At 39.3% G+C, this 12,754-nt stretch carries 10 protein-coding genes; 6 read left to right on the top strand and 4 right to left on the bottom strand.

The annotated features are described in order from the left end of the window. The first annotated feature begins 74 nt into the window (after window positions 1–74). Window positions 75–878, top strand: coding sequence for an XRE family transcriptional regulator (locus FTD44_RS07710; protein ID WP_222165910.1), 804 nt, complete (start codon window positions 75–77; stop codon window positions 876–878). A gap of 228 nt (window positions 879–1,106) precedes the next feature. Here the strand turns inward: FTD44_RS07710 and FTD44_RS07705 are convergent, their stop codons facing one another. Together FTD44_RS07705 and FTD44_RS07700 are read right to left on the bottom strand one after the other, a co-directional pair. Then, complete coding sequence (locus tag FTD44_RS07705) at window positions 1,107–3,062, bottom strand: DUF4365 domain-containing protein (RefSeq protein ID WP_222165909.1); 1,956 nt, start codon at window positions 3,060–3,062, stop codon at window positions 1,107–1,109. Window positions 3,063–3,290: 228 nt separating this feature from the next. Beyond that, window positions 3,291–4,151 carry a LytTR family transcriptional regulator DNA-binding domain-containing protein gene (locus tag FTD44_RS07700; protein ID WP_222165908.1) on the bottom strand — a complete coding sequence of 287 codons (861 nt, stop codon included), beginning with the start codon at window positions 4,149–4,151 and terminating at the stop codon, window positions 3,291–3,293. 88 nt (window positions 4,152–4,239) lie between these two features. On the opposite strand from FTD44_RS07700, the gene FTD44_RS07695 reads away from it, so the two are divergent. After that, window positions 4,240–4,623 carry a hypothetical protein gene (locus FTD44_RS07695; RefSeq protein ID WP_222165907.1) on the top strand — a complete coding sequence of 128 codons (384 nt, stop codon included), beginning with the start codon at window positions 4,240–4,242 and terminating at the stop codon, window positions 4,621–4,623. A 37-nt stretch (window positions 4,624–4,660) separates the two neighbouring features. On the opposite strand, the gene FTD44_RS07690 is transcribed toward FTD44_RS07695, so the two are convergent. Further along, window positions 4,661–5,491 carry a LytTR family DNA-binding domain-containing protein gene (locus FTD44_RS07690; protein WP_222165906.1) on the bottom strand — a complete coding sequence of 277 codons (831 nt, stop codon included), beginning with the start codon at window positions 5,489–5,491 and terminating at the stop codon, window positions 4,661–4,663. A gap of 281 nt (window positions 5,492–5,772) precedes the next feature. On the opposite strand from FTD44_RS07690, the gene FTD44_RS07685 reads away from it, so the two are divergent. Then, complete coding sequence (locus tag FTD44_RS07685; protein ID WP_222165905.1) at window positions 5,773–6,162, top strand: hypothetical protein; 390 nt, start codon at window positions 5,773–5,775, stop codon at window positions 6,160–6,162. A gap of 181 nt (window positions 6,163–6,343) precedes the next feature. On the opposite strand, the gene FTD44_RS07680 is transcribed toward FTD44_RS07685, so the two are convergent. Beyond that, window positions 6,344–6,790, bottom strand: coding sequence for a hypothetical protein (locus tag FTD44_RS07680; protein ID WP_222165904.1), 447 nt, complete (start codon window positions 6,788–6,790; stop codon window positions 6,344–6,346). A gap of 391 nt (window positions 6,791–7,181) precedes the next feature. Between FTD44_RS07680 and FTD44_RS07675 the strand changes: the two genes are divergently transcribed. The 3 genes from FTD44_RS07675 (at window position 7,182) to FTD44_RS07665 (ending at window position 12,750) form a co-directional block, all read left to right on the top strand. Continuing rightward, complete coding sequence (locus FTD44_RS07675) at window positions 7,182–7,757, top strand: RNA polymerase sigma factor (RefSeq protein WP_222165903.1); 576 nt, start codon at window positions 7,182–7,184, stop codon at window positions 7,755–7,757. Window positions 7,758–7,856: 99 nt separating this feature from the next. Then, window positions 7,857–9,014, top strand: coding sequence for a FecR family protein (locus FTD44_RS07670; protein WP_222165902.1), 1,158 nt, complete (start codon window positions 7,857–7,859; stop codon window positions 9,012–9,014). Between the two features lie 178 nt (window positions 9,015–9,192). Beyond that, window positions 9,193–12,750, top strand: a complete 3,558-nt coding sequence (locus FTD44_RS07665; RefSeq protein ID WP_222165901.1) for a SusC/RagA family TonB-linked outer membrane protein — start codon at window positions 9,193–9,195, stop codon at window positions 12,748–12,750. The last annotated feature ends 4 nt before the right edge of the window (window positions 12,751–12,754 follow it).

The following is a 12,754-nucleotide window of genomic DNA, read 5'->3' as shown; positions in this document are numbered from 1 at the left end:
ATTTTACAATTAATTTTTACTAGATTTGTTCAAAATATGAACATAAATCATGTTCATAATATAAACATGTAAAAATGAATACGCAAAAAATATATTTTTTCTCTAATTTGAGATTCCTGCGTAACCGAAGGAAAATCACTCAGGAACAGGTTTCTGCGGCTTTGGGTATGCACAGAATAAAATATACCAACCTGGAAAATGGAAAAACCAAATCGCCCAATATGGAAGAACTTCTGAAGCTGTCGAGATTTTACAGGCTCAGTATTGATACACTGTTACAAATTGACTTATCCAAAATTGGCGAGCTTAAGTTAAGAGAGCTGGAAAATGGAGATGATGTATACATCAAGGGAGGTAATCTTAGGGTACTGGCTATTAGTATAGATAAGAGCAATAACGAAAATATAGAGTATGTACCGGTCTCTGCTAAAATGGGCTACAGTTCAGGGGGCTTTGCAGACCAGGAGTTTATAGAAAAAGAACTACAAAGATTCAGTATGCCCGATATGCCGGGTACAGGGACCTTCCGTTTCTTTCGTGGTCAGGGCGATTCGATGCTTCCCATACCAGATGGAAGCGTTATAGCGGGTGAATATGTGACGGATTGGTTTATGCTAAAAAAAAGAACTCCGGCCATTGTGGTACTTTCATTTGCTCAGGATATCGTTTTTAAAATGGTAACCGTACAGGAAGATGGAAATATACTATTAGAATCCACAAATTCCTTGTATGAGCCATACCTTGTACCTATAAATGAGGTGGCGGAAATTTGGAAATTCTATAGTTTTACAAGCAGGCAGATGCCGGAACCTCAAACTGATCTTGAGATGGTGCTCAGTGAAATTAGAAATTTCAGATCTGAAGTTGTAGGAAAATAAAAAGGTTCGAAAATATCTCTTTCCTTATATTTGCAATGGACAAGAATCACTTATAAAATATTGCTTCTGGCTGCACCATTTCTGGTGCGGCTTTTTCATTCGTATTACCTAAAGTTAGTTGGTTAATGCAGCAATGAAAGAAAGGATTTTGTACCTATTTACTTTTTTATCACACCTTTGTAACCTTAGACGCTCCTCTATTCCTGTTCTTTTTCAAAACAGCCTTTTTCAAAATCCCCAAGATTTTAAAAGTCCATCCAAGTCGTTACTTGGCAAAGACACCAGATTTGTAATACGGTTTTTCAGAATAAAAATAACTGGACTGGAGTATGCAATTTGGTCCGCAACTAAAACCTCCTGTACTTCAATAGATGGATCTTTACAACGCTCATAGAATAACTGATAACTTTTCATTTGCTTTGTGATATTAATTTTCTTAGCCATTGGAAATTTATTAGACTGCATCATTATCTCTGCGAGGGTGTCTAATTGCCCGTCATTCAAGCCTATTAAATGCGCCAAATTAGATGTCTTTTCAGTGTTATTCTCAGTTTTACTTTTCAACAAGGAAGGAATACTGAGTTCCCCATTGAATTCATATTCCCTTTCCATAGCAATTTTGATTTTGAGTAATTCATCGATCATTTCCTTATTTTCAATCCGATAGCGATTAACTCCCACATAGTAGAGGTCAATTTGGAACAGAAGTACCTGATAGGCATCGTTATACAGGTTATTTAAAAGAAAAGTATTGAAAGCACTACGCGTTAAGGTTAAAAGCTTTGGTATTTTTGATTCTACGTCATTGGGTCGAGGAGAATCATGAGAAATCTGGTCAATTTCAAAACTCAGCTCAAATCTGATCATTAACTTTATTACATGTGCTTGAAGTATCAGATTGTCATTTGCTTTTGCGTAGCTGTCAATGCCGTTTAAAAAGGTGTAAAACATATTGTGCACCTTCACGAATGACTCAGCTCTTTGCAATCGCTCTGATAAGGTAAGAGGCTTACCCATGTTCTCGCGCACAGAGAGTTCAGCAAATCCCTCGCTTCGAAAATGACCTATCCAACGCTCCAAATTCTCAGCATTCCATAGTTTAAGATATTGCTTCTGTAGAGGGTCAATGTTTGCATTATCTATGTCAAAAAACAATTGCTGAATTTGCTCTCCCATGTCCAGAGGCATCGGTTCCAATCCTTTAACCATACATAGCTCGAAATACAAAATATTGACCCTTAAGGTCAGTGAATTGGCACTGACAACATCAGGTAACAGTTTTCTAGTCCGTTCAATGTATTCCTTTGGTCCTATATCTCCGAGACGTAATTGATTTTTCAATTCTATAAAATCCACCGAGCCTTTCTCGAATTCCGTCAACTCATAACGTTTCCTTATCCGCTCGGTGTAAAAAACAGAATCTGCGTATTTACCAGACTCAGCATAAACTATCAATGCAATTAGACAAATTTCTTTATCACTCAGAATCTGGGATGTTGGCAATTTAGTGATCAGATCATAAACAATTTGAAGATCGAATTGGGATAGCAAATTCATTCCCCATTTTTTCAAAGCTTTCTTCACATCATCCAAGTTGTTAAAATCAAAACCTGACTTGCTCTCTAAATTGACGGTTGGCAGTCCATATTTCGCACCTTGAGACAAATGCATCAGTGCACCCTGTTCAAATCGAGCAATGAATTTTTTATGTAATGCCTCTGCACTCTGTTTTGTTAAAACATTATCAACTGGAATAAGGATGTTTACTTGGTCATTAGCTTTCCAATCGTCAGAACCGCGATCTAGCATTAAACGATTATAGATTTCGTCTGCGTAATCATAATAAAGTTTTTTCGAAACCACGTCATAAACCACCACAAGGCCATATGCAGGCTGCCTTCTCAAAAGATATCCAAGGCGAGACGTCTTAAATGAATAAGAAAGATATAGTCCATCCCGTATAAAAGAAATAGACTCAACGCTTTTTAGTTGAAGTGCAAATCGCCAGTTTGATGCCTGTGTCTCATTTTTTATAAGTTCGACATCGAAATCACAACCGAGGTCAGGGACATCCTCACGAAGTATAAAACCACTGTTCCTATTCAGTAAAATCTGAAGCTCGATAGCCGAAGCATCACTATTTAAAGAAGGCCGATCGATCTGTGGTAAGTCTTCAAAAGCCATATTAGTAAATCAGTATTTAACAGGTGTATGTATAAAAATAGCAATATTTTTTCATGTATTCATCGCTTGTTTCTTTTGCTTGTACGGTTAAGGTCAATTCTTTTGCTTCTGCTACTAAAAAGAGGGCTATTCAGAAGAAAGGTAAATATCTTGAAAGGAATAGCGTATACGGTCCCACTGTATTCAATAGCTTAAAATTTCCTAAGCAATAGGAATTCTATGAGACAGCTAATTAATAGTTATCTCTTGTAACCATTTCTTAAAAGTCCTTGCTTTTACCTGGCTGACAATGGGTTCTACGGGTACTGTTATGTTAAGGTCTACTTTTAACTTCCCATTTTCTATCACCTGGTATCCTCTGCAGTACCTCCTTGTTGCAATCAGCTGTCGGTTAATCCTAAAGAATGACTCGTCCAAGAATGACTCCAGTTCATCCAGCGTTATATCAGCTATCAGATCATCCCCATCTTTGGTTCTGACCATGACTCTGCCTTCAATAATATATCCTGCAATAAGGTCTTTACCCGATAGGTATCTTATCTTCTGTCCCTGGTAGACCTTAACGGTGCCATTGAGTGTGGTATTGCTTTCTTCAGCAATAGTTCCATGCCCCGCAATACTCACGACCCCTGTAGTCCCTCCACCTCTAACCGACTGAAGCCCCAGGATGAAATACGGGGTCATAATCAAGAGCACATTCAAAAAGATAATTAAGACAAGAACAAGCGGAAAGATATAATACAGGTAATCGGTTTTTAGGATATTGACACCGAAGAATCTAAAATATCCTGTTGCCAATAAAAGCACGGCTAATGAAGGAATGACTATTCCTAGCCCTATCTGGGCAAGAAGTCTTTTAAACCAGCCTGAAGTCCAGTCATACCTCTTATCCAATCTACCGTTGAGATAGTGCACCAATTCAAATACGATCTGCGCTATAAAGACTGTTGCAAAATACTCCTTATAAAAGTCAAGTGTTAACAGCCGATGGGTAAGTCCAATGGTGCTGCCCGTTTCAGAAACGAACAGGGATATCAATAAAACCAGAATTAACCTAACGTAGAATTTATCCAAGATATTTCTCATCATGCTATTTGCTTTTAATTCTTTACTTAAATATTTGAATTGCTTATATTAGGCATACAAGTAATCAAAGTATAAACTAAAACGTCCCTTTATGCCCGCACCTACACTTACCCCGGCCAATGTAACACTTGTCCTGGATGAATTTTACCTCTTGACCGATGCTGAATTGCGCGTAGCAGCAATTGAAATGGCATCGGATTTCTACAATTGGATGAACACCAATTTTACATTGACCATTGAGCAACAGGAGTATATTTCCGGAGCACCCCTTAATATCCAATCGTTCTGGGGATTTATTCATGCCGCCTGCCTGTTAAAAAGAGGTACCATAAATTTTGCTCTGCCACCACTGAACCCGATTCCCAGAAGAGCTAAAGAAACACGCGAGAATATGTTCTGCGATGTTGTCTACTCTAATGCAACCTTGGAACTCACCGGAAGTTTTCAAATAGACGTTTCCTTCACCCTGGTGTAGAACCATTGCGGCATGGATAATTTCCTGCCGCAATATTTCAGCGATCAATCCAACGTTTAAATGCTGACACCCTATCGGCACTTACGGTACATATCCTGATCAAATCTTGTTGTTCCATACCGATCCATTTGGTAATATCCGGTTCCAATATTAACACGAGCGATCTGTCCTGCCCACTTTTATAGGCTCTGATCACATCGAAGTTTACTATACATTTCCTGTTGATCCTAAAGAAACGATCTCCATCAAGGCTCTGCTCAAGATCCTTTAAGGTACTATTTACCACGTACGCATCCTGCAGTCTCTGCATGCTTTTTAGCATAACGAATGTGGCTCCGCTGTCTACAAATGTAAATGCCAGCTCTGAAATACGGACCGGAATACTTCTGGTTGCCATATCAATAATCAAAATCTCCTTCTTATCCCGCTGATGTAGTTCGTCCACAATATTATGAACTACCTGCATCGAGAAATCCTTATCTTCCAGTTGCCCTGACAGATGACTTTCTCTTCTGAGCTGATAGAAATAGAAGGTTACATAAAAGAAGTTCAGGCAAAGAATCAATACTACGGAAAACGGGAATTCATATGCCGGATAGGTGGATGCCAATATATCCTGACCAAAAGAAATGAAGTAAATAAAAACCAGAGCAAAGGACAGAACAGATACCGCAAACACACCAAAAACGAATTGCAGGATCAGGCGGCGCAGGAGATCATTTTCCCACCGTAAGGTTTTATCCAGGCTAACCGTAACCTTTTTTACCGCAAAGGCAATCAGAAGGGCGATTATATAATTGATCAAAAGGGTTGGATAGTATGAAGGAATAGTCAATGCTTCCAACGTATCTACCTTCTCTCCCACCATAACCAAAAAATGGGCAGACAGCAAACAGACAATTATTCTAAACCACAGATCATTATATTTAATGGGCGGTATACTCATTACTTTGCAATTACCTGGAGCTTACTTAATAGCTCAACAATAATCAATCAATTAATTCATTTTCTTCCTTATTGCTAATATATTATTTATTTTTTATATTTGAAATAGTAGTGTAAATTGATGCAGCTACTTTCCAGATAATTTTGAATCGGTAAACTTTCGATATAAGAACGCAATATTTTATCTCTTAAAACTGAAACAATATGGCAAAAGTTCCTTTTACACCAGATGGGTTCGATGATCTGCAAACGACCCTTTATGCATTGACCAATGCAGAACTGGAAGTTGAAGCAAATGCAGTTTTTACAGATTATATCTCCTGGGTAGATGATCACGTAGTTCTTAACGCTGCACAACTAGCATACCTAAATGCCTTGGACCCTGTATTTATCGCGCAACTGGCCAGCAGGGCTTCCATTGCTTTTTTAAACCGGCTGCCCTTAAATCTTGTTCTTCCTCCAGATTATGATCCAACTGCAATCCCCTCTGTAGGAAAATGGTTTTTAGATGGCAGCACTATCGCAGTATCAAACAGCCCCGGCCAAGCTGTTACTGCAACCGGTGAACTGATTTACGAAATACAGTTTGAATAATTAGCATAAAAAGACATTATTCAGTTCAAAATAGGAAACCATTAGAATTTCAATATATTTGCTCGCTCAAATTGGAAACAGAGCTGCCAAAAGTAAAATGATTTCCTATGAACTAAAACAAAACAGGATTGGGCATGCATTGCGTGCCCAATTAATTTACCAAGTCTATACTTTTATTCTATCAATTTCTACTGCCCTCCATAACAAAATCATAAAAAGGCTCCTTATGAATCTTCCGGTCATTGCTTATCAAAACAAATAACTGGCCCATTTCCAGTTGAAAACTAATTTTAATATTATAAACAAGCGGAAATATATCCCTTAATAGAATTACTTTTTTAATCTGCTGCCCATACAATTCTACCAGCACTTTGCGCCAGTTGGAATCACTAACTTCATTTGAAAAAACCAGGTGTTCTTTACTATCCATCAATAATTCAATATCGCGGCTATTTTGACCTATTTCATATAAGGAAGCATCTTCATGCCCCATTTGAACTTGGTGCATTTTAGCCAGCAACGGCTCGTTGTAAGGATGTATCATTAGCCCCTTTACAATACCAAGATTCGGCCACTTGAAATTTTGCAATACTAGGTACTTATTACCTGATCTCGCCAGTTCATCCAATTGCGTTTTGATTAGGAGTTTAAAGGGAATATACACGGGCTTAGGATGTTTAAACTTTTAGTATAAGATAATATTACGATTTATTTTTTAACCATGAAACTACAGTATTTATAATTTATAGATAGAGTATTAGGTTACCGGTACAAGCCCTTTACTGGTAAAGATGGCAGCTAAAACCAGCCCATTTATGCTTCCAGGTTATTCCTCATTGTTGACTACCCCATTTTTCTCACGGTTTTTACAGTCACATGGCTGTCATTCAAATTAATTATTTATATATTTGAACATACTTATTGAATGCATGTCCCCCTGCCTTGCAGGAACCTTATTTGTGATTTCCCTATTTTATATATGCTGCCGCCGGACACAATTGTAATTAACCAGATTGCACATGAAAGCTGATATCATACTTCCGGAAAAAGAACTTATTAATCGCGTAAAATCAGGTGATCAGGATGCCTTTGAGGTTTTATATAAAAGCTATTCTCGCAAACTGACCTATCGACTCCTATATCTACTCAAGTCTGAAGAGCTTGCCAAGGACATCTTACAGGATGTCTTTCTAAAAGTTTGGGAAGTTCGGGATCGGCTCGATCCCGAACTATCATTCGGGGCATTCCTCTATACCATCGCATCAAACTTTTGCAAAAAGAGCTTTAGAAAGGCCCTCTTAGACCAGGCCTATCACCGCCATAACGCTTTTGAAGAGGCATATTCTCCTATCGAATGGCAGCTGGATAAAAAGGATGCGAAGAGTATTCTGGAGTCTGCCCTCCAAAAGCTTACCCCCAGACAAAAGGAAGTATTTACGCTGCATAAGATCGAAGGCCATAGCTACAGTGAAATCAGCGAACAGCTGGGTATCAGCCCCAACACCATTAACCAGCTCTTACAACAGGCCAATAAGCAATTGAAAGCTGGACTGATCGGTCAATCCCTGTTATTAGCCGCAATTTTATTAAGCTAATTACTAGCTACTTACATTTTATTTTCCTTTTTTTTGATTTCTATATAGCTAATAATCTTTGGCTAAGGGTATTTCCTATATATACCTAATCAAAAGATCATGGAGCAGAATATAAAACAGCTATTTGACAAATACGTTGCCGGTACAGCCAGCACCCTGGAGACCCGCCAGCTCTATGATTATTTTGAAACAACCGGTAAGAGTGATGAGCTGGATGGACTCATAGATAACTACCTTCAATCCGAACAGATTAGGGATGCCGAAACTGCAGAAGAACAGGTAGATGGTGTTACTGCAGAAGCCTGGGCACATATTAAGGCTAATTTACCTGGAGATCCGGAAACAAAAAGAAAAATACTGCCATTCAAATGGATCGCTGCCGCTGCAGCACTCCTGGTTATCGGCATGACCATTACTTTTATGAATATGGACAATAAACCGGATGTACCGCAGCTCACGAGTATTTATGGATCAGATGTCTTGCCAGGGACCAATAAAGCAACCCTAACCCTTTCCAATGGGAAGCGCTTTGAACTAAAAGATAGCAAATCAGGTGTAAGTATTGAGGGCAGTAGCATCGCCTACGAGGATGGAGAGACAATTACCGCAACCGATGAAGTATTACTGGCTACTATTGAAGTACCTAAAGGCGGTATATACAGCCTAAAACTAGCAGACGGCACAAGAGTACAATTAAATTCAGGTTCTACTTTCTCCTATCCTACCAGATTCAACGGATCGGAAAGACTCGTGAAGTTAACCGGCGAAGGGTATTTTGAAGTCAGTCATAATCCAGCTAAACCATTTAAAGTACAATCGGCCGGACAGGTACTTACGGTACTGGGTACTCATTTTAATGTACAGGCATACGAGAATGAACCGATTGAGACTGCCTTACTCGAAGGAAAGGTACTGGTGCAGGCTACTGCTTCAAAAGGTTCTGTCATCCTTTCCCCTAATCAGCTTGCAAAATTTACTAACGGAAAGTTCAATTTAAAGAATATCAACGGACAGGATTATATCGGCTGGACAAAGAACCTGTTTGTCTTTAATGATCTCACTTTAGGGCAGATCTTTAAACATCTCGAACGCTGGTATGATGTAGACATCGACTATCCAGCCAGTATATCAGAGGAACTATTTATGATGGAAATACCGAAGAACAGGAAATTATCGGAAATTTTGGAGCCAATCTCTGATCTGGCAGGATTATCATTTAAAATACAAGGAAGGAGGATTACGGTAACAAAGCGATAAAGACGTTTCATATGTTTGCCAGGGTACCATAAAAATGCCGGGGTTGCGCTAACAACTCCGGCGGGTATCGGGTAAAAATTAAAATTCAGACAATCTACATTTTTAACCCTGATACAAACTTACTCATTGTCGGCATTATTGTCAACAGGTGTAAGCTGTATCCACTAACCAAAAAATTATGAATGGTTTATTTCATTCAATGGGCGGCAGAGGTTTCAACCTGCAGGAAAGTAAACAAAAACTACCCTCCTATGCCCATTCCCTACGAGTGCTTACCTTATGTGTATCACTCTTTGCCGCCAGCAGTATTGCCCGTGCGCAAGACATTAACCTAACGGCCAGAAACGAGTCACTGGAACAAGTCATTAAAAAACTTCGTGCGCAGACCGATTTTGTAATTATGGCACCTTCAGCAACGCTTACCAAAACAAGGCCGGTAACCGTTAACCTCAAAGGGGTAAGTATTGATCAGGCTATGCGGGAGATCTTTAAAAATCAACCAGAGAATCTGGATTATGAAATCAAAGGAAAGAACATCATTATCCGTCAAAGACCGACTCCTGATAATACCCCAGATAAAAAAGGAGATCAACCGGCAAAGAAATCAGGTCGGGTTCTCGACCAGGCAGGCAGTCCTCTGGCAGGAGCTACTATCACTGCTGGTAAAGGAGGAAATGCTACAAGCACCAGCGGATCAGGTGCTTTTGAAATTACCGTACAAGATGGTGATCACCTAAGTATAAAAATGCTGGGTTACGAGCCACAGGATATCGAAGTAAATGGAAACATCGGTGATATTCACCTCACTGCGACAAATATCGTAATGGAAACTGCAGATGTGATCAATACCGGATACCAATCTATACCTAAAGACAGAGCGGTGGGCAGTTATGTTCAGGTAGATAACAAACTGCTCAACCGTTCGGTTTCCACCAATATATTAGATCGGTTAAATGGGGTGGTGCCTGGACTGAATTTTAATTTTAATAATAACCCGGAAGTAGGCCGGATTCAGACCAATCCAAATAACAGAACTTCAGGGTTAATCATCAGGGGACAAAGTACCTATCTCTCTTCCACTGATCCACTGATCGTGGTGGACAATTTCCCCTTTGAAGGAGAACTGTCTTCGATCAATCCAAATGATATAGAAAACATTACCATCCTTAAAGATGCAACAGCTGCTTCAATCTGGGGGGCACGATCGGGAAATGGCGTAATCGTGATTACGACCAAAAAGGGAAGGAATAATGAAAGAATTAACATCGACTTCAATAGTAATCTTACCATTTCAGGAAAACCAGATGTATTTTATGATAAATTGTTCCTGGATTCAAAGAGTTTTATTGAAACAGAGCAGTTTCTTTTTGATAAAGGATACTACAATGCTGACCTTACCAATACTTCTAATCATCCAGTGGTTAGTGATGCCGTCCGGATAATGGACCAGGTCCGTTCCGGTTTAATATCAGATGTTGAAGGACAAACCAAACTCGACGCTTTACGAAATATCGATGTTCGTAATGATATAAGTAAGTATATATATCAGAAAGCAGTAAAACAACAGTATTCACTGGCCTTACATGGTGGAACCCCGAACCTGACATACCGACTGAGTGCCGGTTACGATAAAAATAAGGAAAGCCTTGTAAGAAACGGCAATAACAGGATAACGATAAATTCTTTAAACACATACCGTCCCCTGAAAAATCTCGAAATAACTGCCGGACTAAATTATTCAGACAGCAAAACAGATCTGAATAACACCTTTAACACCTATACAATTTTTAATTCAAAATATAGCGGAAATTTCTTACCCTATTCCCGTCTGGTACAGGATGATCGAAGTCCTTCAGCTGTTCCCTATAAATATAGTGACAGCTTTTTAGAGGAAATGGAAGCCATTGGCTACAAAGACTGGAGATACCGGCCACTTCAAGAATTATCATTAGCCGATAATGCCACAAAAGTAAACAGTATCCTTGCCAGGATCAGTGCACAGTACAAGATACTTCCGGAATTAACCGCTTCTGTTAATTACCAGAAAGAACAGCAAAAAATCAGTACCCGCAATTATCAGTCGCCTGAAAGCTACTATGTTCGTGATCTATTCAATAGTTTTTCCATATACAATAATACAACCAGGACGTTTACATATAATTTCCCAAAAGGCGCCATCCTTGACCTGTCCAACTATAATTGGTCCGCTACAAATTTGAGGACGCAACTGAATTTTGACAAAACTATCGGAGTACACAATATTGCTGGCCTGGCCGGATTCGAGACAAGGGAACTAAAAACGGAAGGAAGTGCCCAAAGCCTCCTTGGTTATGACGACCAGTTTGGAACAACAAATATGACCCTGGATTACCTCACTTACTTCCCGACAAGCCCTTCCGGATCTGCACGACTTCCGGGTCCTGCCGGTAAAATTTTCGGGATCACCAACCGCTTTGTATCCTATTACGCTAATGGTTCATACAGTTATAAAAATCGATATATCCTAACGGCCAGTGCCCGAACTGATGGCGCAAATTTATTTGGGGCAAACGTAAATAACCGGTTCACTCCTTTATGGTCCCTGGGTGCAGGATGGAAAATCAGTGATGAATCCTTTTTTCATTCAACCATGATACCTTACCTGAATCTAAGAGGCTCATTTGGATACAATGGAAATACATACAGAAACGGTACCGCCCTTCTGACCGGAAGATACATGTCTTCTGTGCTTACCGGTGCGCAGGCCATTTTAAGTTTAACCGCACCAAATCCAGACCTAAGCTGGGAACGGGTGAAAAACATGAACCTTGGTTTGGATTTCAGATTACGAAATAATGTAGTCACGGGAAGTATAGAATATTATAAAAAGAATGGAATCGACCTTGTACAAAAAACAAATCTCGCACCACAAACCGGTTTTGTTTCCTATAATGCCAATACTGCTGAAACAAAGACAAAAGGAATAGACATTAATCTTAATATCAAATGGTTACAAGGACCATTACAATGGAACACAGCAATACTTTACAGTTTCATTAAAGATGAAGTGGTGCGCTATGATGCCCCTTACACGAGTATAAGCAATTTCGGTGGAGTGAAAGGGAAACCACTTAATGCAGTCTTTGCCTACCGCTGGGAGGGCTTAAATCCTGAAAACGGGAATCCGGTTGGATGGGTCAACGATGGGAAAAGTGAAGATTATGCTGCAATAACTGCCAACCTAAAAGAATCTGATCTCGTGTATGCAGGAAATTTTATTCCCCAATCGTTCGGCTCATTAAGAAATGACTTCAATTATAAAGATTTTAATCTTTCCTTTAATATAACCTATTTTCTCGATTATGTTTTCAGAAGATCTTCAGCCAGCCCAAGTTACACTGCTGCCCTTACCAGTGAAGGACATATGGATTATTTGAATAGATGGCAAAAGCCCGGGGACGAAAACAACACAAATGTTCCCTCATTTGTTTATCCCGATAATTTCAACAGATCCTCTTTCTACCAATACTCTGAAGCATTAATCACGGCTGGAGATCATATCAGGTTACAGGACATAAGGTTGGGTTATGACCTGAGTAAACATTTAGTCACTCAAAAAATTAAATTGAATGTTTTCTTGTACGCAAAAAATCCTGGCATCATATGGAGAAAGAACAAATTGGGAATTGACCCTCAATCTACTTTTGGTGTACCACAACCAAAGTCATTTTCTTTAGGAATAAACGCTAATTTTTAAAACT

The organism is Edaphocola aurantiacus (genome assembly GCF_019797745.1).
GTDB lineage: Bacteria > Bacteroidota > Bacteroidia > Chitinophagales > Chitinophagaceae > Edaphocola > Edaphocola aurantiacus.
The sequence above is the reverse complement of the archived record's forward strand: the minus strand, read 5'-3'. Positions and strand labels throughout refer to the sequence as shown.

Bases quoted from the DNA above. Each gene is read 5' to 3' on its own strand.
- FTD44_RS07670 (WP_222165902.1), top strand. From the start codon at position 7,857: ATGGAGCAGAATATAAAACAGCTATTTGACAAATACGTTGCCGGTACA.
- FTD44_RS07690 (WP_222165906.1), bottom strand. From the start codon at position 5,491: ATGGTGGGAGAGAAGGTAGATACGTTGGAAGCATTGACTATTCCTTCA.
- FTD44_RS07665 (WP_222165901.1), top strand. From the start codon at position 9,193: ATGAATGGTTTATTTCATTCAATGGGCGGCAGAGGTTTCAACCTGCAG.
- FTD44_RS07710 (WP_222165910.1), top strand. From the start codon at position 75: ATGAATACGCAAAAAATATATTTTTTCTCTAATTTGAGATTCCTGCGT.
- FTD44_RS07705 (WP_222165909.1), bottom strand. From the start codon at position 3,062: ATGGCTTTTGAAGACTTACCACAGATCGATCGGCCTTCTTTAAATAGT.
- FTD44_RS07700 (WP_222165908.1), bottom strand. From the start codon at position 4,151: ATGATGAGAAATATCTTGGATAAATTCTACGTTAGGTTAATTCTGGTT.
- FTD44_RS07695 (WP_222165907.1), top strand. From the start codon at position 4,240: ATGCCCGCACCTACACTTACCCCGGCCAATGTAACACTTGTCCTGGAT.
- FTD44_RS07675 (WP_222165903.1), top strand. From the start codon at position 7,182: ATGAAAGCTGATATCATACTTCCGGAAAAAGAACTTATTAATCGCGTA.
- FTD44_RS07685 (WP_222165905.1), top strand. From the start codon at position 5,773: ATGGCAAAAGTTCCTTTTACACCAGATGGGTTCGATGATCTGCAAACG.